Origin of the sequence: Candidatus Acidulodesulfobacterium acidiphilum (genome assembly GCA_008534395.1) — a bacterium.
Lineage (GTDB): Bacteria > SZUA-79 > SZUA-79 > Acidulodesulfobacterales > Acidulodesulfobacteraceae > Acidulodesulfobacterium_A > Acidulodesulfobacterium_A acidiphilum.
In genome coordinates this window covers 34547-56588 of record SHMQ01000015.1, presented here as the reverse complement: position 1 = coordinate 56588, position 22042 = coordinate 34547, and the positions used below count along the sequence as shown (strand labels likewise).

Annotated in this window: 15 protein-coding genes and 1 pseudogene; 13 read left to right on the top strand and 3 right to left on the bottom strand. The window is 29.7% G+C overall.

The annotated features are described in order from the left end of the window. Positions 1–851: 851 nt before the first annotated feature. The 13 genes from EVJ48_06475 to EVJ48_06415 all read left to right on the top strand — a co-directional run bounded on the left by EVJ48_06475 (position 852) and on the right by EVJ48_06415 (position 19503). Complete coding sequence (locus tag EVJ48_06475; GenBank protein ID RZV38747.1) at positions 852–2270, top strand: mannose-1-phosphate guanylyltransferase/mannose-6-phosphate isomerase; 1419 nt, start codon at positions 852–854, stop codon at positions 2268–2270. Between the two features lie 101 nt (positions 2271–2371). Then, a complete protein-coding gene (locus EVJ48_06470; protein RZV38746.1) occupies positions 2372–3856 on the top strand; it encodes a glycosyltransferase family 1 protein in 1485 nt (494 codons plus the stop codon). Positions 3857–3897: 41 nt separating this feature from the next. After that, a complete protein-coding gene (locus EVJ48_06465) occupies positions 3898–4704 on the top strand; it encodes an ABC transporter permease (protein RZV38745.1) in 807 nt (268 codons plus the stop codon). Position 4705: 1 nt separating this feature from the next. Continuing rightward, the gene (locus tag EVJ48_06460; GenBank protein RZV38750.1) at positions 4706–5473 is read left to right on the top strand and encodes an ABC transporter ATP-binding protein; all 768 of its coding nucleotides are present in this window, start codon (positions 4706–4708) and stop codon (positions 5471–5473) included. Between the two features lie 248 nt (positions 5474–5721). After that, entirely contained in the window at positions 5722–6921 is a 1200-nt protein-coding gene (locus tag EVJ48_06455) for a class I SAM-dependent methyltransferase (protein RZV38744.1), read from the top strand. Beyond that, complete coding sequence (locus EVJ48_06450; protein ID RZV38743.1) at positions 6912–10763, top strand: glycosyltransferase; 3852 nt, start codon at positions 6912–6914, stop codon at positions 10761–10763. Before EVJ48_06455 ends, EVJ48_06450 begins: the two co-directional genes overlap by 10 nt. Next, positions 10751–11461: a class I SAM-dependent methyltransferase gene (locus tag EVJ48_06445; protein ID RZV38742.1), complete on the top strand. Its 711-nt coding sequence runs from the start codon at positions 10751–10753 to the stop codon at positions 11459–11461. The genes EVJ48_06450 and EVJ48_06445 overlap by 13 nt, the downstream gene beginning before the upstream one ends. Before the next feature lie 74 nt (positions 11462–11535). Continuing rightward, the gene (locus EVJ48_06440; GenBank protein ID RZV38741.1) at positions 11536–13683 is read left to right on the top strand and encodes a hypothetical protein; all 2148 of its coding nucleotides are present in this window, start codon (positions 11536–11538) and stop codon (positions 13681–13683) included. A 19-nt stretch (positions 13684–13702) separates the two neighbouring features. Further along, on the top strand, positions 13703–14440 hold the full coding sequence (locus EVJ48_06435; protein RZV38740.1) for a methyltransferase domain-containing protein: 738 nt from the start codon (positions 13703–13705) through the stop codon (positions 14438–14440). Between the two features lies 1 nt (position 14441). After that, positions 14442–15185 carry a polyprenol monophosphomannose synthase gene (locus tag EVJ48_06430; GenBank protein RZV38739.1) on the top strand — a complete coding sequence of 248 codons (744 nt, stop codon included), beginning with the start codon at positions 14442–14444 and terminating at the stop codon, positions 15183–15185. Positions 15186–15314: 129 nt separating this feature from the next. Beyond that, complete coding sequence (locus EVJ48_06425; protein ID RZV38738.1) at positions 15315–17342, top strand: hypothetical protein; 2028 nt, start codon at positions 15315–15317, stop codon at positions 17340–17342. Between the two features lie 49 nt (positions 17343–17391). Continuing rightward, positions 17392–18435 carry a polysaccharide biosynthesis protein gene (locus tag EVJ48_06420; protein ID RZV38737.1) on the top strand — a complete coding sequence of 348 codons (1044 nt, stop codon included), beginning with the start codon at positions 17392–17394 and terminating at the stop codon, positions 18433–18435. 12 nt (positions 18436–18447) lie between these two features. Continuing rightward, positions 18448–19503, top strand: a complete 1056-nt coding sequence (locus EVJ48_06415; GenBank protein ID RZV38736.1) for a glycosyltransferase family 2 protein — start codon at positions 18448–18450, stop codon at positions 19501–19503. A gap of 2 nt (positions 19504–19505) precedes the next feature. Here EVJ48_06415 and EVJ48_06410 read toward each other — a convergent pair whose 3' ends face one another. The 3 genes and pseudogenes from EVJ48_06410 to EVJ48_06400 form a co-directional block, all read right to left on the bottom strand. Then, complete coding sequence (locus EVJ48_06410; GenBank protein ID RZV38735.1) at positions 19506–20516, bottom strand: flippase-like domain-containing protein; 1011 nt, start codon at positions 20514–20516, stop codon at positions 19506–19508. Continuing rightward, positions 20513–21382, bottom strand: a complete 870-nt coding sequence (locus tag EVJ48_06405) for a DUF3473 domain-containing protein (GenBank protein RZV38734.1) — start codon at positions 21380–21382, stop codon at positions 20513–20515. Before EVJ48_06405 ends, EVJ48_06410 begins: the two co-directional genes overlap by 4 nt. A 30-nt stretch (positions 21383–21412) precedes the next feature. Further along, a pseudogene (locus tag EVJ48_06400) lies at positions 21413–21976 on the bottom strand (class I SAM-dependent methyltransferase). Between the last annotated feature and the right edge of the window lie 66 nt (positions 21977–22042).

Sequence of the window (22042 nt, the reverse complement as noted above, 5' to 3'; positions counted from 1 at the left end):
AGGTTTATCTATATAATTTTCAATAAAATTAAGATATACATCTCTTTGAATAAGTGCTAAATTTTCATTTTCCATACTTTCGATTATACTATAATATTTTATGAAATTCAATAATGTTTTAGATTATAATCGAAACTTATTGACTAATTTATCTGGATTATATTTACAGGGTGGGAAGAGGGAAGAGGGAAGGGTAGTTAAATGTGTCTAACATTCATTTAAATTTCTAATAAATAATGCAATTATGGCATAATCCTTATTGTGTAGTTAAGCAAAAATAAATTATTTTATATCACCGTTTTTAAGTAAAAATGATGTCTGATTTATTTATTTTTAAAAAGAAGTCAAAGTATGTTTTGTAAGGGCGAAAGCGGTTTGCCCGCAAAAGCAGGCGGAAGTAAGATACGAAGGCGGGCGTTTATAAAAGCGAAGCTTTTATGCCCGACGGAGTGAAATAAATCTGGCATCATTATTTTACAGGCGGGAGTAAGGGAATAAATAAATCTGACCCCTTTATTTCAAAATTTTCTATCGGCAATTTTGGGGGATGAATTTTATTGACAAAGCTGGGGTAATATTGTATATTTATTGTCGAATATTTAATATGTAGTAAATAAATAGAATGTTATGCGCTTTATCGATATATTGCGTAAATCGGCATAAAGCGTAAATTACCAAGTAGCTTAAATAGAAACGAAAAATAAATGAAGAAGTGCAGTGGAAGAATCCGAAAAACAGACTTACGTTTCCGAAAACAGCGATGACGGAAGAGACATTTATGAACCCGCGGCGGTTTCGGCAAAAAAGTTTAAGCTTATACTCCCCTTAATAGGCAGGGAGGTAAATTTACTTTGACGAACGTTATCTTATGCGGAGGAAACGGAACGAGGCTGTGGCCTATTTCGAGGACTTATTTCCCCAAGCAGTTTTATAAACTTATAGGAGATATGTCTTTGTTTCAGCTTACCGTATTAAGAAACAAAGATTTATGCGGCGATTTCATAATCGTAACCAATAAAGACCAGTATTTCATCGCGCTCGACCAGCTCGATGAAATCGGCGTTAAGAACCGCAGGTTTATTTTAGAGCCTGCTCCAAGAAATACCGCTGCGGCCGTCGCGCTGTCATGCTTAGACGCCGCCGAAAACGGTTCGGATTTGGTTTTCGTTACCCCGTCCGACCATCTCATAAAAAACGAAGACGCTTATAAAAATATTATAGATACCGCGCGGGACGAAGCCATGAAAGGCGGCATCGTTATGTTCGGCATTAAGCCGGCGTACCCCGAAACCGGTTACGGCTACATAGAAGCCGGAATGCCCTTAAAAACCGGAAATGCCGCAATATCGCCTGTTTTGTCTTTTAAAGAAAAACCCGATAAAGAAACCGCAGCGAAATATATTTCGGAAAAGAATTTTTACTGGAACAGCGGAATGCTGATGTGCAGACCAGAAATACTGCTTAAGGAGCTTAAGTCCCTGTGCCCAACAATTTACGAAAATTCAGGGGAGGCTTATAAAAACGCGTCTAAGGACGACGGCATGATAAGGCTCAAAGAAGCTGATATGCTTAAAATAGAAGAAAATTCTATAGATTTTGCCCTTCTGGAAAAGACTAAATCGGTTAAGGTCGTAGAATCAGATATAGACTGGTCAGACCTGGGAAATTTCGATTCTATTTATAACGAGCTGGAAAAAGACGAAAATAATAACGCCGTAAGTTCGAAAGAAGATGTCGTAGGCATTAACTCCAAAAACAATCTTATAATGTCCGGCGGTAAAATGATTGCCGCTATAGATATAGAAGATTTAATAGTTGTTAATACCGACGATGCTATTTTAATTTCTAAGAAAGGTTCTTCGCAGAACGTTAAAAAAGTCGTAGATGAATTAAAAAATAGAAATTCCGAACTTCACACCCATCATCTTACCGTCCACAGGCCTTGGGGCTCATATACCGTTTTGCTCGAATCCCCCCTTTATAAGCTTAAAAAGATTTCGGTAAAACCCAGCGCGAAACTTTCGCTTCAAAAGCATTTTCACAGGTCTGAGCACTGGATAGTAACTAGCGGAACCGCCCTTGTTACCGTCGGCGATAAAGAAACGCTTTTAAGAGCCAACGAATCTACCTATATACCTGTGGGTTTCGTCCACAGGCTCGAAAATCCGGGTTTGATACCGCTGGTTATAATAGAAGCGCAGGTGGGTGAATATCTTAAAGAAGACGACATAGTGAGATTTGAAGATATCTATAATAGAAATATAATATAATACATAATATATGTAAATTTTATAAAATTTAAAATAAGAACAATACAAAATATAAATACAACAAAAATAACTTGAATTTAAAATCCGTTAATGATTAAATAATGGCTGAAAAAATAAACAGGATTTTTTTGGAATGTTCCGAAACCTATATAGAAAATTTAAATACGGGAATACAGAGGGTCGTTAAAAATATAGTTAAGCGTTCGGAAAAAATGTCTAAAAAATATAAAGTACCGATAATTCCAGTCGTATTAGACTCTAAAAACGGCTATGTAGATTTGCAGTTTTTTTTGAGCCAAAGAAACGGTAATAACAAATGCAATAACAACGATAATAAACCGCAAGTTAATAAAATAAAAAAAATAAAAGAATTTATTAAAAAAATTTTAAAAGAAAATTTTAAATTAAAGGAAACCGACGTTATTTTTAAATTTTCAAAATTTTTATGGATTTTAATGAAAAAACTGAAATATATGCTTATCGGTTTTCGTCAGGTGATTCATTATTCGTTGTTGCCTATATCGTCGGAAAAGACTATTATTCCTCAGGAGGGAGATTTATTAATTTTATTGGACGGTTTTTGGGGTTACCGCTATAATAATTATTTTACTTATTTTTGCAGACGATTCAAACAAAAGGGCGGTATGATAATTGCGGTTATTTACGATATAATTCCCCTGACCAATCCCGAATTTTTTGAAAAAGAACTGGTTGAGCGGTTTAAAAAAAAAATTTATGCTTTTAAAAATTTAGTAGATGTAATAATGACTATATCGAAAAACGAAGCGGAAAATATAAAAAATTACCTTAAAGACAATCTTAAGATAGAGAATAAGAAAGTTTTATATTTTGAACTAGGTACCGATTTTATCGATAAATGTTTAGATGAAAGCTTTTATAACGGCGAAAGTTCCAACCTTATTATACATGAAAATTATGCCGTTATAAGAAACGAACTAATAAAATTAAAAGAATTAAAAGCGGCAAAAACTTCGAATTTATATTTGATGGTTGGAACTATTGAGCCTAGAAAAGGTCATAATTATACATTAGAAGCGTTCGAAGAATTATGGAGCGGCGGTTTTAACGGATTTTTAGTCATCTCCGGAAGGATAGGCTGGAAGATAGAAGATTTGCTTAAAAAAATAGAAAACTCTCCTTGTTTAGGCAAAAACTTATTTATTTTTAATGATTTAAGCGACGAAGAATTAGATTTTTTATATAAGAATTCTGATGCGGTAATATGCGCTTCTAAAAGGGAGGGTTTCGGTTTGCCTTTGGTTGAAGCGGCATTTTGCGGTAAAAAAGTGTTTGCAAGCGATATACCGGTTTTTAGGGAAATTGGAGAGAAATACCCCGTATTTTCGTATTTTAAAGCTCAAAAATCGGGGCTCATTCAAGCTATTAAACAATTTGAAAATACAAAGAAAGGAAAAGGAAAGGTTTTAGAAAAAATAAACGCCGATTTCGACGTCTCCAGTTTAGATTTTAATTCTGCCACTGCCCCTGATTCCCATACAAATGCAGACTATTTAACTTGGGAACAATCGGTAGATACTTTTTTTTCTAAAATATTTGCTTTATAAAAAAATATAACAATTATAATACATTATAATAATAATTAAAAATGTCACTTAACAATAGCAGTAAAAACAGCATAGCCGAAGGATTTAACATATTAATTAAATACAGATATCTGATATGGGTTTTATCCCTTAAAGAGCTTAAAACGCAGTACAGAGGGTCTTATCTAGGTTTTTTCTGGTCGCTCGTGAACCCGCTCTTACTTCTTATCATCTATACCTTTTTGTTCGTCGTAGTATTCCATAATACCGCCAAAGCCTACCCGGTTTATCTTTTTTGCGGAATACTTCCATATACGTGGTTTCAAAACTCGATTATAATTTCCACAAGCTCTATATCTAACGCCGGAAGTTTGGTTTCTAAGTCCCTTATTCCGCCGGAAGTCATAGTTATGTCGAAAATTGGCTCGAATTTATTAAATTATCTGCTGTCTATTCCTATCCTTATATTATTTATTTATATCTTTAAATTGCGCATAGGGCTTCCGGTGATATATTTTCCGTTAATAATCGCTATAACCTTTTTATTGACGGCTGGCATAAGTCTTTTTTTTGCCGCTCTTAATGTTTTTTACAGGGATATTCAATTTATAATTCTTAACCTTACCACCTTTATATATTTTTCTATGCCGATTATGTATTTTGACAAACAACTTCCGATAAAATTGCGCCATATAATATATTTAGACCCAATAGCTTACGTTATGAAATGCTTTCAGGATATTTTTTATTATAATATGTTTCCCCGTTATTATTATGTAGCCGGAATTTTAATTGTTTCCGTCATCGTTTTTATGCTCGGTTATTCATATTTTGCCATAAGGAAGGAACTGTTTAGTGAATTTATATAATATGCACCGTTATGATTCAGAATATGCTATCGAAGCAGAAAATATTTCTAAGGTTTTTAGAAGATTGTCATCGCATACGACGCTTAAAAAAGCTTTTATAGATTTAATTACTTTCAATAAAAATAAACAGGTAAAAATGTTAAAATTTACGGCCTTAGAAAACGTAAGTTTTAAAGTAAAAAAGGGAGAAACGTTCGGCATAATAGGTCCTAACGGCGCCGGAAAAAGCACTTTGTTAAAAATATTGTGCGGTATAATGAAACCCACTACCGGACGCATTGCCGTCAACGGTTCCTTGTCTGCCCTCCTTGAACTCGGCACCGGTTTTCACCCAGAACTTACGGGCAGGGAAAATATTCTTATAAACGGACTGATTTTAGGTTTAAGCAAAAAAGAAATAATGACTAAATACGACGAAATAATAGAATTCAGCGGCGTGAAAGATTTTATAGACGAGCCTATTAAGACATATTCGAGCGGAATGCAGGTAAGGCTTTCTTTTTCGGTTGCCGTAAACGTAAATCCTGATGTTCTTGTATTGGACGAGGTTTTAGCGGTAGGCGACGCCGAATTTCAGGCTAAAAGCAGAAAAAGGATAGAAGAGTTTATTAACGGCGGAAGAACCGTCTTATTGGTAAGCCACGATAAAAAATCGATATTAGACTACTGCAGCGAAGCTATGCTTCTATATAAAGGGAATGTTGTTGCGACAGGGCAAACACGAGATGTGGTAGATAAATATGAAGAAATTGAAACAGCTAAAAATTAAGATAATTTTAAGGTATTAAAATTAAATTTTAAATAGGATTTGATTAATTGAAAAACAAATTTGCAGATTAAAAAGCGATACCTTTCTAAAATTTGTTTCATTGATGTTTATATTAGTTTAATTTTTTTATTTTATATTGTTTTATTTTGAAAATAAATAAAAAACGGGTGCAAAAAAACCATACATAGTAGATTAATTTTGTGTTGCAGAATTGAAGCATTAATGCCAATAAAGGCAGGAGCATTTTAATGACGGAAGATAATTTTTATAGAGATTTTGAGAATAAAAATCGTGGCTCACGAGAATTAATAAAAGAAAGACTTAAAGTGTACTTGCCTTTTGTATCGCCATTGCATGTAATTTATCCTGATTGTGTAGCGTTTGATATTGGTTGCGGTAGGGGAGAGTGGCTTGAATTAATGTCTGAAATTGGTTTTGAAGCTTACGGGTGTGATATTGATGAGGGCATGTTAAGGGCTTGTTATGAGCGAGGTTTGTCTGCAACAAAGCAGGAAGCAGTGTCTTTTTTAAAATCTTTGCCAGATGAGAGTCATGTTGTGATATCGGCATTTCATGTTATAGAGCATATTTCGTTTGACGACCTTAGAACTTTAGTATCTGAGTCTTTGCGAGTTTTAAAACCAGGGGGGCTATTGATACTTGAAACCCCAAATATTGAGAATATAAATGTAGCTACCAATAATTTCTATTTAGATTCTACACATAAGCGTCCGATACCGCCTTTGATGTTATCTTATCTGCCGGAATATTACGGTTTTAAACGAGTTAAACTTTTGAGATTACAAGAATCATTAGAACTTGCAACTAAAGATAAGATAAAATTGATTGATATACTTAAAGGCGTGAGTCCAGATATTGCTGTAGTTGCGCAAAAAGATGCATCAGTCGAAATTATGAGTTTGTTTAACCAAGCATTTAATGAAAATTACGGCATAACCTTGGATGATTTAGCTGAACGTTATGATGTCTTTATAGAAAATAAAATTGATTTTATATCCAAGGAACTTCAGAGCGTATATCAAAGCAAATCGTGGAAAATTACAAATCCTCTTCGTAGATTAGCCAAGTTTATTAGATGGTTTAAGAACGGTTCTATTGCTTGGCTTACATTTGCGCCGCAAAGCAGGCCAAGAAGAATTGCCAGAAAACTTTTAATAAAAGCTAAAGATTATGTTTTAAAAAAACCAAAGCTAAAAGCCAAAATCAAATTAGCCTTAAAGCCATTTCCTAGTTTGCTTATTAGGCTAAAAAGAATTGGATATAGTAACATTGATAATACAGAAGTTAAATCCAAGGAACTTCAGAGCGTATATCAAAGCAAAGACGAACTATCCAAGGAAGAGGTATCTGATTTATCTCCTCGTGTGCAAAAAATATATTTGGATTTAAAAAATGCTGTTGAAGAAGGAAAAAATAAATGCGTATAGTATTGGATTTACAGGCATGTCAAACTGAGAGCAGATTTCGCGGCATGGGTCGTTATTCTATGTCATTAGCTAAAGCAATAGCTAAAAATGCCGGCGGTCATGAGATATGGCTTTTTTTGAATGGTCTCTTTCCTGACACAATTCCATACATCAGGCATTCATTTGAAGGTCTGATACCCAAAGAACGCATTTTTGTTTTTTCCGCTCTCGGACCCGTTGCGGAAATAGACCCGCAAAATGAATGGCGCACAAGAGCCGCAGAGCTAGTCAGAGAATACGCATTATCCCAGATTAAACCGGATATAGTTCATATAAATAGTTTATTTGAAGGATACGGAGACGATGCCGTTACATCTATAGGGGCGTTTGATTCAACAATACCAAGTGCCGTAACTTTGTATGATTTAATACCTTATGTTGACCCTGAAAATAGTTTGCCTAATGAACAAATTAAAAAATGGTATTATAGAAAAATTCAATCGTTTATAAAGGCGAATATTTTTTTAGCTATTTCCGAATATTCAAAAAAAGAGGCGGTAGGTAATCTTGGAATTGCGGAAGAAAATATTATAAACATATCTGCAGCTATCGATGAGAACTTTAAGCCGCTTAAATATTCGGAAGAACAAAAAAGCTCTATACTTAGCCGTTATAATATTAAAAAGTCATTTATTATGTATTCTCCCGGCGGCTTTGAAGAAAGAAAGAATATTAAAAAGTTAATAGAAGCATATAGCTTACTTTCTAATAGCATTAAAAAAGATTATCAGCTTGTTATTACAGGTAAAATACACGAAGAAACTGAATCCAATTTACTAACCCACGCAAAAAAATTTAACATCAACAAAAGCGAACTTATATTTACCGGCTATCTTGAAAACGACGACCTTATAACCATGTATAACCTTTGTAAGCTGTTCGTCTGCCCTTCTTTGCATGAAGGTTTCGGACTGCCTCCTCTTGAGGCTATGGCATGCGGAGCGCCGACAATAGGTTCAAACCGCACAAGCATTCCTGAAGTTATAGGCAGGCAAGATGCATTATTTGATCCCTTTAGTGCAAAATCTATTTCCGACAAAATATCTGAGGTACTAACAAACGAAGGTTTTTTTAACTCTTTAAAGGAACATTCTTTAAAACAAGCAAATAAATTTTCATGGGATAAGTCGGCAAAAAAAGCATTTGATGCATTTGAGATGCTTAATAAAAGCTATAAAGGTGCAGTATCAATATCAACATCAAATAGCAGAGCGTTATATAGACCGCGTCTTGCATTTTTATCGCCATTACCTCCAGAAAAATCAGGTATTTCAAACTACAGTAAAGAACTTTTGCCCAAACTTGCATTATATTACGATATTACTATTATTGTTGACCAGCCTAAAGTTGAAGATATATTGTTAAATGCAAATTTTCCAATTAATGACGTTTTATGGTTTGAAGCCAATATTAAAAAATTTGACCGCATATTATTCCAATTTGGAAATTCGCCATTTCACAAGCATATGTTTTCATTATTAAAGAAATATTCCGGGGTAGTAGTGCTTCACGACTTTTATTTAAGTAGTGTAGCTAATTGGATGGAAAATTCAGGTTATGCCCCATGGTTTTATAGACAATCTTTATACTATTCGCATGGTTATAATGCTTTGATTTTTTTAAAAGAAAACGGCGTAGGTAAAACGAAATTTACTTTCCCTGTAAATAAAGAAGTTTTAGATAACTCAATAGGCGTTATTGTTCATTCACAATATTCAATCGAAAAAGCTAAAGAATATTATGTATCAAGTTTAGATTATAAATTTTCATATATTCCTCAATTACGAAGTTTAGCCAAAAAAACTGATTACAAAGATATTATTGATACAAGGAACATGATTGGTTTCGATAAAGATGATTTTCTTATATGTTCATTTGGTTTTTTAGACGAGACTAAACTAAATCATCGTCTATTAAAATCTTTTTTAAACTCATCTTTATCTAAAGATAAAAATTGTCATTTGATTTTTGTCGGGGAAAATCATGACGGCGATTACGGCAAAAATATTTCTGAAATGATTAAAAACAGTGGATTAGAAGGAAATATTAAAATCACCGGCTTTGTAAATGAAAATATTTACTGCCAATATCTTTCGATTTGCGACATCGCTGTACAATTACGTAATTTAACTCGAGGAGAGACTTCAAGAGCTGTTTTAGATGTTTTAGCTTTTGGATTGCCGCTTATTATTAATGCGCACGGACAGATGGCTGAATATCCAGAAAATATTTTAATAAAACTTCCTGACGAATTTGACGACGATAGTCTAATAAAAGCTCTTGAAAAATTAAAAGATGAACCTAAATTGCGTAATAATCTTGGTCATTTAGCGCGAAAATATATCATTGAAAAACATTCTCCTAAAAAAATAACTAATGATTATTTTAATGCTATAGAGAATTTTTATTTAAATAGCGAAAATACTAAATATAAAAATTTAATAAATTCATTGAGTAATATTGATACAAATGTAAAACCTGCCAATGCAGATATAATATCAATATCAGAAGCAATTGCAAACGGCTCTTTTAAAACATCTAAAAGGCAGCTTTTTATTGACATTTCTAATTTAACTAAATTAGATTTAAAAACCGGTATCGAAAGAGTTACAAGAGCTTTAATGTTAGAACTTTTAAAAAATCCTCCAAAAAATTTTAGAGTTGAACCTGTTTATTTTGACGGACATAATTATCGTTATGCACGCAAATTTACTTTTAATTTTTTAAATATAGAACAATGCGAATTTAACGACAGTATTATTGAGCCTAACAGAAATGATATTTTTTTAAATCTTGAATTAAATGTTGAATATTTAGAGGAAAAAAAGAAAATATTAAGATTATATAATTATTACGGTATTAATATTTACTATACAGTTTATGATTTACTTCCGGTTAGACATCCTGAGTGGTTTCCGCCTGATTCTGATAAATTATTTAAAAATTGGTTAAAAATGGTTCACGAGGTATCTTCGGGGTTATTATCTATATCAAAGTCAACAACTGATGATTTAATAAAATGGCTTAAAGAAAATAATTGCAATCGTATAGAGCCTATGATTTTTGGATATTTTCATCTTGGAGCAGATATAACGAATAGTTCTCCTACAATAGGCATATCAAAAGATAATAAATTTTTATTGGACAAATTACATGCAGAGTTAAGTTTTTTAATGGTAGGAACAATAGAACCTCGAAAAGGTTATTTGCAGGTTTTAGAAGCATTTAGTTTGTTATGGCAAAAAAATATAAACATTAATCTTATAATCGTTGGAAAAGAAGGCTGGAAAGATTTACCAATAAATCAAAAGAGAACTATACCTTTGATTTTATCTATAATCAAAGAACACAAAGAACTTAACAAACATCTTTTCTGGCTTGAATGTATTAGCGATGAATATCTTGAAAAAGTTTATGAGGCAAGCACTTGCTTAATTGCGGCAAGTGAGGGCGAAGGTTTTGGACTTCCTTTAATAGAAGCTGCCTTGCATAAACTACCGATTATTGCCAGAGATATTCCAGTTTTTAGAGAAGTGGCGGGCAACTATGCTTTTTATTTTGAAGGTGCTAATTCGGAAGATTTGGCAAAAGCGATTAAAGATTGGCTTAATTTATATAAAGAAGGAATGCATCCAAAATCCGATAATATGCCGTGGCTCACTTGGAAACAAAGCGCAGAGCAACTTATGGACGTAATTTTTAATAATAATATATTTAAGAAACACAACAAAACGTTATCGACAAACATTAAAATAAAAGCAAACACAAATGCTTTAAATTATATAAAAAGTTGGATAATTTAGACAATATTGCTAATGACTCATTGGTTGAACAGAAAGCAATTGATGAACATTTGAATATTATCCATGCCATTAGATGCACTATGGTCAGATATTTATTGCCCAAAGGCGAAATTATTTTAGATTTGGGTGGCGCAAATTGTCAGCTTTACAAAATGGGATATACTTATAGATTTAAGAGGTTGATTTTAATAGATCTTTCACCGGAAGAAAGACTATTTTATAAGGAAATAGTCATTGATAATGAATGTCAATTAGGAGAAGTTATAGTTCAATATTCCGATATGACAAACTTGGCTGGAATAGAAGACTCAAGCGTTGATTTTGTTTGGTCAGGGCAAAGCATAGAACATGTTCCCCTAGATTTAGGTGAGCATATGTGTAAGGAAGTTTTTAGAGTTCTAAGGAGTGGTGGTTCTTTCTGTTTGGATACTCCCAACCGGTTAATAACACAAATACATACTCGTTCAGTGGGCGGGGGATTTGTTCATCCAGAACATTGCATTGAATATTATCCTCAACAACTAATGACAATTTTGGAAAACACAGGTTTTATAATTAGCGAGGCATTAGGATTGTGTGAAATGCCATTAACAATATCAACAGATAAATTTCATTATACGGACTTTGTTTTTGGTAGGCATTTTACTAATGAGGTTTCTAATGGTTATATTCAGTATTATCATTGCATAAAACCATAGAGGATTATTAAAATTGAATTTACTTAAATATTTAACGCTTCCTAATAAATTAATTTTTTTATAAAATTTAAATAATGTTTAATAAAAATAGCAAATTTTTTTATTCCATAAGTTCATTAATCCCTTATTTTTTGTTCCTTGTAGTATTGTTTTTTAAATTTAAAGGATTAATTATAAATGGAAAAATTCTTTATTACGGTGATATCGAAACTTATTTTATGCCAACTAAAATATTTATTGCAAGGTCGATTACTGGAGGTAAAATCCCTTTATGGTCACAAAGTTTGTTTATAGGCGATCCATTTTTTGCCGATCCACAAAACGGCACTTATTATTTTTTAAATATTCTACTCGATTATTTAATTCCAAATCATCTTATAATTAATTATTCTTTTTTAATATCATTTTTGCTTATTTCCTTTTTTTCATACCTGTTTTTAAGAACCATTGGCATAAGTAAAGTTTCTAGTTTTATTTGTGCATTATTGTTTACGTATTCCGGCTTTATTTTAAATTATTCTTATAGTTTTATCGCGACTTATTGGTTTATTCCTGCCATTTTCCTATTCTTTGAAAAATATCTTAAAAATAATAAAAATTTAATATATGTTTTAATTTCTGGATTATTACTAGGTTTTCAAATTTTAGCAGGTTCTCCGCAAATTTCGTTTATAACATTAATAGGAATAATAATATACGCATTTTTTAGGTTATTTTTATTTGATGATGGAAAATCGAATAATTTATTAAAAGCTTTATGGTATTTTTTAAAATATACCGTGGTAATCATATTTATCGGGTTCTTAATTGCAATGGTTCAAGTAATTCCAACATTTGTGCTATCATTAAAATCAAATGTCGCAAATGTTTCGAAAAATTTTGTTTTGCAAGGTTCTTTAAAGCCTATATTATTAATAGAAAACTTTTTAGGATTTTATAAAAATTCGCATATAATTTTCGGTATTATTACATCAATTTTTTTAATTTTGATTGGATTAAGTTTTAAATTCAAAAAAAAATATAATTACAATAATAATATTTTTAATTCATTTTTTTATTCTATCCTTATAATTTTTTTTATAGCTTTTGGTAAATATTCTCTATTCTATAATTATTTTTTAATTCATATTCCTTTTTTCGATAAATTTCCTCTTCCATCTAGATTTATGATTATGGGCGTTTTTTTCTTGACTATTCTTTCGGCTATATCATTAGATATTATAATAAAAGAAATACAATTCAAAAATTTATTCTTAGGTAATATAATAGGGATTTTTATTGTTTTAATAGTGATTATAAATATTTTTATAATGCCCTCCCAATTTAATATTATGACAAGCTATAAAAATATTGAAAAAACTTTAAGAACAAATCATTTTTTGTTATTTTATAAATCAAAAAATTATGCCGGAAGAATATATCCTGTTTCGGGAGTATTTTCTTTTAGAATGCATTTAAGTTCTTCTTTGCCGCCTGATATTTGGAATAATTCGTTAATAGCACAAACACCTTTGTATTATGTTAGCTTGGATAGTATAACAGGGACAAAAGTGTTTGTCTTAAAGGATTATGATAGGATTATTGATACAGCAAGGGGAGAAGGACTAAATTCTGGGCTTTATAGGTTATTTAACCTAAAATATATTATTACCGCTAAGCTTATTAAAAATAATAGTAGAAAAAGCGTTTCATTGGTTAATAAGTATCATTTAAATAAATTTAATTTTTATGTATATGAATTGAATAAAACATTTAGAAGGGCGTTTTTAATAAAGAATGTAAAATTTTTTAAAAAAAATTCCACAATTTTTCATAAAATGCTTAATTCTTCTTTTAATCCAAAATATACAGGTTATGTTTTAGGCAATAATAACCATTATATTAAATATCAAGATAAAAGCGATTACTGCAAGAAAAAGGTATTAATAAAAAAATGGGATAACAATTTGATAAACATAAAAACAGATACTAAAAATAACTGTTTTTTATTTATTAGTAATACTTTTTTTAAAGGATGGAAAGCATATATTAATGGAAAATCGAAAAAGATTTATAAAACCGACTATAATTTTCAAGGTGTGTTTATAAAAAAAGGAAATAATAATGTCGTGCTTAAATTTGAACCGTTTTATTTTTATATCGGCGAGTTAATTTGTATTATTTCTTTAGGTAACATAATTTTGCTAATATTGTATTTGCATATAAAAAAAACTTTTAAATAAAATTAATTTGAGGAGAAAAATGTTTAAGAATGATTCAAGTAATGTAGCCACTTGCAATAAAGCTATTGATTCAATAAAAAATGCTTCTAATTTTGCCAAATGGTCAATTTCTATTGTAGATAAATATATCGGAAATAATATACTAGAGGTCGGTGCAGGTTTAGGGACATTTACAGAATTTTTTCTTCAAAAAAAAATAGTAATAGCCACTGAAATCGATGATAATTGTTTTGCGGAACTTTCAAAGAAGTATAATGATAATCCTAAAATAAAGGTTGTTAAAGGCGATATTTTGGATGAAAGTTTTGTGGAAATTATAAAAAGAGATAATGCGGATATCGATACAGTAATATGTTTCAATGTTTTGGAGCATATCGAAGACGACCTAAAAGCTATAGGTAATATGAAAAAATGCCTTGGGAAAAATGGATACATTATTTTAAGAGTTCCAGCCTTTAACTTGTTATATTCAAATTTAGATAAAAATGTTGGACATTTTAGGAGGTATAACAAAAAATATATATCTGAAAAAATATTATTTAATGGTTTAGAAATAGTTGATTTATTATATATGGATATAGTTGGTTTTATGGCTTGGTTTTTTTTATTTAAAATTCTAAGAAAGGAATCCTTTGCTTCAGAAAATCAAATCGGAATATATGATAAACTTGTTCCGTTATTTTCAAAAATAGAAAAGCTAATAAACCATCCATTTGGATTAACGCTTTTTGCTGTTTGTAAAAAAAAGGAGAATTGAAATGACCGTTATCACCTCGTTAAGGAGACCAGACATATTTAAACCAGTTGTTATATTGCCGACTTATAACGAAAAAGATAATATTGAATTACTTGTTAACAACATATTTTCACTACCAAATAAAATTAGTATTCTTATAGTGGACGATAATTCTCCGGACGGAACTGGTGTTGTAGCTGATTCGCTTTCCAAAGAATATCCAGACAAGGTGTATGTTCTACATAGAAATCAAAAAAATGGGTTAGGTACTGCATATATCGAAGGTTTTAAATTTGCAATAGATAAGGGATTTGACTGTATAATCACAATGGATGCCGATATTTCCCATGATTTTAATACGATACCGTTATTTCTAAATGAAATAAAGGATTGCGATTTTGTGATTGGCTCAAGGTATATTAACGGGATAAGAATACTCAACTGGGATTTTAAAAGACTCCTTCTTTCTAAACTCGCAAATTTTTATGTTAATAAAATCGGCGGACTTCCTTTTACTGATGCGACAGGTGGGTTTAATTGTTTTAGAACGGATACAATTAAATCAATAAATATCAATAAGCTATCTTCGATTGGATATTCTTTTTTAATAGAAATTAAATTTAAGATATTTAAAAAGGGCTTTATGATAAAAGAAATTCCTATTGTATTTAGTCAAAGAAATGCGGGGATTTCAAAGTTGAGCAAAAAGGTTTTTTTTGAAGCTATGTTTATGGTTTTAAAATTACGGCTTGGACTTCATGAATAATCTTCTTTTTAAAAAAGAAAATATACAACATCTTAAATCATCGTAGGAATTATTGTTGATAATTTAGGGTGTTTTCCAAGTTTCTAACTGTGATTTAAGAAACATAATAAATATGAGTTGAGGTTTATAATGCAGTCAATTAAAAATAAATTCAATAAAGAAATGATTTTGTTGTTTTTAATTTATATCTCATTTTCTATAATTAAAGCTATTATAGCCTTACTTTTTATAAAGACAATTCAAGTTATACCGGATGAATTTACTTTTACGGAAATTGCGAGGTCAATAATTAAGGCTCATAAACTTGGGTATTATTTTGGTCATCCGATAGGCAAAGAACCTTTATATTCTATTTTTATCTCAATTGCTTTTCTATTTCATAACATGATTTATAGTTATGGTATAATAAAGATACTCAATGCCTTTTTGAGTTCAATTATTATTTTTCCGTTATATTTTTTAGCAAAAGAACTTTTAAATAAAAAAAGCGCATTATTAATAGCTGTATTAACAGGATTGCTACCCGCATCCAATTCATATTCGCTTAATATTCTGGCTGAAAATATATATTTTCCTTGCTTCCTTGTCTCTATATATTTTTTATTCAAATATGAAACAAAAAAACAATTGAATTTTGCTTTTCTCTCGGGTATTTTTATAGGTCTTTCTTTTCTTGCAAAACCTACCGGCATATCCTTATTTGCTGGATATTTGCTTTATGTTTTATTTTATTCAATCGTGAGTAATAAACATGGTATATTAGATAAAGTAAAAAAAATATTTAGTAGTTTATTTGAAAGAAAGATAATTTTTATAGTTTCTGCTTTAATTATCTTATCATGGTTAATTAGAAATGGCTATTACTTTGGTTTTTCTGTTACAGGAATGCTTAATTATCATTACGGGGAGGCAAAAGATTTTCTTAACTTGCATGTATCCTATATTTTATTATTTTATTTAGCGCTTGAACACATTGCGTTAATGGTTATAAGTTCTGGTATCATTCCATTTTTATTCTTTTTATATGTTTTATGGCTGAGTTTCAAAAATTTTTTATCAATGGATAAAAATGAAGAGTCCAGTTTCGAAAAAACTAAAAAACTTTTAGGAATATTTATTTTTCCGTTTATTTTATTATTATTCATTGCATCAAAGCAATCGGAACTAATGGTTTATACCGCCGCCACAAATCGTCTTTTAGGCCGCCATATCGCTGTAATTATGCCGCTAATATTTTTAATAGGAGCGGTTGGTTTTGACATATTTAATAAGCATAAGAATTTAAAATCGTTGCGAGTTATTACGGTATTATTGAGTTTTATAATTGTTCTTATTGCAATTTTTTCAATAAATAAATACATAACCGCTCAGGCTATAATTGGTTCGCCGGGGGATTTATTTTTATATTTATTTAAATCTTCAAATGTACCATTGTTAAGCAAAATGCATTTAATACTTTTACCGTCATTTTTTACAAAAATTTTAATAATTTTAATTTTGCTTTGTTATGTTTTTTTTCAATTTAAAAATAAGTTTTCACTCAAATTTTATTTCACATCGCTTGTTTTATTCCTTTCGGTTGCAAATATTTATGCTATAGCTGGAAATATAGGTTTAGACAGATGGGTAATCGGTTCATCAAAAATTCCGACATATCTGGTTAAACATAAAATACCATCAAGAAAGATAATAGTTGCAAATAAGGAAATAAAAAATATAGGTTTTAAGTATCAATTATGGTTTTGGATAGGTAATAATTTTATAAGAAAAAATATATTTCCTAAAAAAATAAAATTGTTAAATTCGCAATTAAATAACAATAAAAGATATAAAATATTTTTACCTCATGGCAAATATAAAATTTTATGCAAAATGCAAAAAATACATGAAATTTTTTTAAATCTGAATAAAAAACAATATTTATGTATTTTAAATAAGCCTATAGAATTTTACCAGCACAACAATAATATGTTAATTATTAATGTTTCAAAAAAATACGAAAAGAAAATTGATAGTCTAATAATTCAAAGTGTTCACAATAAATATCATACAAAGAAAGTATATTATATATCCAATCAAAATTATTTTAATAGCATTATGAGCTGGGGAAATATTCATCTTACAAGCACAAATAATGAGCCTTATTTTTATTATTAAACTAAAATTATTAGACCAAAAATTATTCAGTTTTTAAAGGGGGATTACAATGAAAAATTTTTATACTGGCAAAAATATATTTATCACAGGGGCTGCAGGGACAATCGGAAAGGAACTCATTAAACACTTAATGAAGTTTGATATAGGAAAAATAATAGCAATAGACAATAATGAGACAGAAGTATTTTTTCTGTCGGAGCAATACAAAAATGTAAAAAATCTTCACTGTTTCATTTGCGATATCAGGGACAAAGAAAAATTGGAATTTCTTATGCAGGGTTGCGAATATGTTTTTCATGGAGCTGCCTTAAAGCATGTTATATTGGGTGAATACAATCCTACCGACATTGTTCAAACAAACTTAGTCGGTCTTCAAAATGTAATTTCAGCCTCTATAAAATCGCAAGTTAAAAAAGTTCTTTTTATGAGTTCCGACAAAGCGGTAAACCCTACAAATGCAATGGGCGCTTCAAAATTAATGGGGGAAAAACTAGTAACCGCTGCTAATAATTTACAAGTTGATAACGGTACGATATTTTGCAACTCCAGATTTGGGAATGTTTTGGGTTCACGTGGTTCGGTTATACCGATATTTTTGAATCAGTTGAAGGACGGCCGCAATCTTACTATTACAGATGAAAATATGACAAGATTTGTTATGAAAAAAGAAGATGCCGTAGATTTAATTTTGCAATCGTTAATAATAGCAAAAGGTGGAGAAACATTTATATTAAAAATGAATTCAATAAAAATAATTGATTTAGCAAAGGTTATGATTGAAGAATTATCCACTGTTTTTAATGTAAAAGATGTTACCATTTCTTTTATTGGCTCTAAAGCTGGAGAAAAATTATATGAAGAATTATTAAGCGAGGAAGAAACTCAGAGAGCAATTGAATTGGATAAGTTTTATGTAATATTACCTGCGTTTAGGTCGCTATATTCAAATATAGATTATATATATGATAATATCATAAATGAAAAAATTATCAACAAAATAACATCGCAAACGGTTGAATTACTTTCTTATAAAGAAATTAGCAGACTTTATGTTAATTATATCAAAGAAAATTTGAATGAATTTTTGTATTAAGGAAAATAATATATGAGCAATCTAAGAATTTTAGGGATATTTTTATCGCTATCATCTTGTTTTATAGTTTTCATTCTTTTTAAAAAAAAGAAAATAAATACTGCAAATATAATATTAATATATCTTTTTTTAATATTTTTACTCATTGTTTCAATTTATCCTAATTTTGCGTTAATATTTTCTTTTTTATTGAATTTTAAAAAAAGCAACAATTATCGAATTATTGCTTTATTAGTAGTCTCTTCAATTTTCGGTTGGTTTTTTATTTTTTATATTATAGGTAAGATAACTAAGTTAAGTGATAAATTTAATATTTTTTTTGATCAAACCGCCATTAATGAATTTGAAAGTATTTACGGAAAAGATTTTAAATTTTCGGATATCGTTGTAATAATTCCGGCTTATAATGAAGAAAAGAATATTGAGTCAGTATTATCTAAAATTCCAAAAAAAATAAATAATATCGAGGTTGATGTATTAGTCGTAGTTGACGGCGGGGATGACAATACGTACGATATTGTAAAAAATAATAACACATTAGCCGTCAGAACCATTGTTAATAGAGGCGGGGGTCTTGCGTTAAGATTAGGATATAAAATGGCTATTAAATTCGGTGCTAAAATTATCGTAACGATGGATGCTGACGGACAGCATGACCCTAATGAAATTAAAGATGTTATTAGGCCGATTATTAACAGAGAAGCAGATTTTGTTTTAGGTTCACGAGTACTTGGCAGTGCAAAAAATACGCCTTTTGTAAGAAGAATGGGAATTTATCTTTTTAGCAAAATAATGAGTATAGTTACGCTTACAAAGCTAACAGATTGCTCAAACGGTTTTAGAGCCGTTAAATCAGAAGGCTTAAATAAACTTTTATTTAAGGAAGAACAGTATCATTCTCCGGAATTATTGATAGAAGCAGCGAGAAACGGTTTGATTATAAAAGAGGTTCCTATAACCGTTCATCAAAGATTGAGCGGGGAAAGCAAGAAAGGGAGAAATTATATATATGGTTTAAAATTTGCTATAACTATATTAAAAACATTTATTAGAGGGAAGAAGCAGTAAATTTATTTATTTTTTTGCCGTTTGCTTACAATTATTAATAAAATATATCCTGTAATACCCTCTAAAATACTGAATATAAAAAATAATAATTGTGTCGGAATGCTTGCTGTCAATGCATTGTTTTTATTAATGCCTACAATTATAAGTGCCATAGTTACCCATATTTCATAACTTCCAAATCCACCTAATCCTTGAAATGGGATTATTAACATTAATGTAACAAAGGTGCTAACGAAAATAACTTGATTTATTGTTATGTTTAAATTCAGCGACTTAAATAGAAAGAAAAAGGAAGCATAAACGCTTAATCTTCCCATTAAGGTAAAAAGAACTAATATATCTTTTTTTTTTATATTAATTTCTTTTAATTCATTGTCAATGTTTTTAATATACAAGATGAATTTATTTATAAAATGACCCAAAATATTTTTATTGTTTAATTTTTTCTCCCCAAGTTTATTTATAAAAAAAAATCTTAAGTTATTTGAAAAAATAATAAAAAAAATAATAAAAAAAATTGGGATTATAAAAAAAACTCCTGACAAAACTAAATGGAAATTGCTATAAGATAAGTGGATTGCAAAAAGAGAATAAATAAAAAAAATTATTACGAATAATATATCAAAAATTCTTGTTGTTAGCAACAATGCTGTTCCTTTTGAAAGAGAAATATCCATATATTTTTTAATATAAAAAGGTAAAGTTGCTTCGCCTATACCTCCCGGAAAAATTGCACAACTTAATACATACATTCCAGAGATAGCATAACTTTTTAAATAATTTTTAGAGTTAAGCAGATAAGCGATCCTCATTCCTCTAAAAATTGAGAATAAAATATAAAAACAAAAAGAAATTATTAAAGGAGACAAAGATATATTTAAGAATATTTGTTTATTAATTTTAAAATTTATTAATTTTAAAATTAATAAAAGCACTAAAAACCAAAAAGTAACAACGAATATATATTTTAAGATTGTTTTCTTACTATAATTTTTGAAGAAATTTAATTTCATATTATAGAACTTTCGAACGACGAAAATTTAATTTCATTAAGAAAAGAGTTGAATTTTTGGGTTGTATTTTTCAAACCGTAATAATGGCTTATTTTTTCCCTGAAAGACTTTGGCTGGTAAGGATGCGACGGGTCAAATTCCCATGGGTGGAAATACATTATTACCTTTTGTTTTTCTTTTTTATTAATTTCGTTTATAAAATATTTGATTAAGTTTAGCGGCATTAATCTAAAATAAAATCCTCCTGCCATCGGTATTCTTAATCCGTAAAATTTAAATGTTGAAATAGGAAATTCTAAAATATTTCCGTATTTGGTGTTCACGGAATAAAAAAATCTTTCACCATTTTTTATTCCGTATAAAGGAGTTTTTAAAGGGAATACACTGGAATCATATTTAAAATCATATTTTGCAAGTGATTCATAAAACCATAACATATTATTATTTATAGAAAAATAAGGCGCCCTAAAACCTTTTGGTTTTATGTTTGGCAAAGCTGAACTAATAGCTTCAATGGTTATTTCAATATCCTTTTCAAATTCTTTTTGTGTTAAACTTTTTACCGAAGAATGTTGATATGTATGCACTCCAATTTCGTGACCTTCAGCGCTAATTTTGCGTATTAAGTCCGGTCGTTCTTTTGCTAATATGCCGAGAACAAAAAAAGTTGCCGTAATGTTATGCGCTTTAAGTATGTTTAATAAAAGATTCGTGCTATATTCTATTCTTTTTTCAAATTCATTCCAATTTTCAAATTTTTTGCTAGTTGAAGTCAATCCATGGTACCAATCTTCATAATCAATTGATATTACATTATTATTTAATATAGTATTAGTCATCATAACTATTATGCTATAAAGCTTCATCGACGCAATATTCGTTTATACGCAAATATTTTATGTTTCTTTTATTAATAAACAGAAATTATTTAATCCTAATTGATAATAATAATGTTGAATTATTTTTAAATTAGTATACTTAAATAAATCGTATAAATCTTTTTTGTTATAATATTTTTTATGGTCTTTAATTTCTTGTTCATTTATAATATGCATTTTAAAAGCTAAAAACTCTGAAACAGGCTTACTTATTTTACTTGGTACGGTAATAATTAATTGCCCCCACTTCTAAAACTCTATCTATTTCTTTGATAATTATCAAAGGGTTTTGTAAATGCTCTAAAACAGCCATCATAGTAACAACATTAAATGAATAATCCTCAAATGGTAATTTATCCATAATAGTAGTCTGAATGGTTTTTATTTTTTCTGTTTGCATATTAGGCGCTTAAAATCAATTCCTACACCTTTATCAATATAAGGTTCTATAATACTTAGAAATTTGGCGTTCCAACCGCAGCCTATATCCAAAACTCTACAATTATTTACCTTTTGTATTACAGGTAAAACCTTTCTAATTCGTATCTGTCTTAATATTGGTGCTATAAAAGGTTCTTTCATCTCTATTCTATTTTTCCTTATGTTTTACTAATTCATATTAATATAAAGATCGTTCTTAGTATAAAA

Bases quoted from the DNA above. Each gene is read 5' to 3' on its own strand.
- EVJ48_06450 (RZV38743.1), top strand. From the start codon at position 6,912: ATGCGTATAGTATTGGATTTACAGGCATGTCAAACTGAGAGCAGATTT.
- EVJ48_06465 (RZV38745.1), top strand. From the start codon at position 3,898: ATGTCACTTAACAATAGCAGTAAAAACAGCATAGCCGAAGGATTTAAC.
- EVJ48_06420 (RZV38737.1), top strand. From the start codon at position 17,392: ATGAAAAATTTTTATACTGGCAAAAATATATTTATCACAGGGGCTGCA.
- EVJ48_06430 (RZV38739.1), top strand. From the start codon at position 14,442: ATGACCGTTATCACCTCGTTAAGGAGACCAGACATATTTAAACCAGTT.
- EVJ48_06425 (RZV38738.1), top strand. From the start codon at position 15,315: ATGCAGTCAATTAAAAATAAATTCAATAAAGAAATGATTTTGTTGTTT.
- EVJ48_06415 (RZV38736.1), top strand. From the start codon at position 18,448: ATGAGCAATCTAAGAATTTTAGGGATATTTTTATCGCTATCATCTTGT.
- EVJ48_06410 (RZV38735.1), bottom strand. From the start codon at position 20,516: ATGAAATTAAATTTCTTCAAAAATTATAGTAAGAAAACAATCTTAAAA.
- EVJ48_06455 (RZV38744.1), top strand. From the start codon at position 5,722: ATGACGGAAGATAATTTTTATAGAGATTTTGAGAATAAAAATCGTGGC.
- EVJ48_06440 (RZV38741.1), top strand. From the start codon at position 11,536: ATGTTTAATAAAAATAGCAAATTTTTTTATTCCATAAGTTCATTAATC.
- EVJ48_06460 (RZV38750.1), top strand. From the start codon at position 4,706: ATGCACCGTTATGATTCAGAATATGCTATCGAAGCAGAAAATATTTCT.
- EVJ48_06435 (RZV38740.1), top strand. From the start codon at position 13,703: ATGTTTAAGAATGATTCAAGTAATGTAGCCACTTGCAATAAAGCTATT.
- EVJ48_06405 (RZV38734.1), bottom strand. From the start codon at position 21,382: ATGAAGCTTTATAGCATAATAGTTATGATGACTAATACTATATTAAAT.
- EVJ48_06470 (RZV38746.1), top strand. From the start codon at position 2,372: ATGGCTGAAAAAATAAACAGGATTTTTTTGGAATGTTCCGAAACCTAT.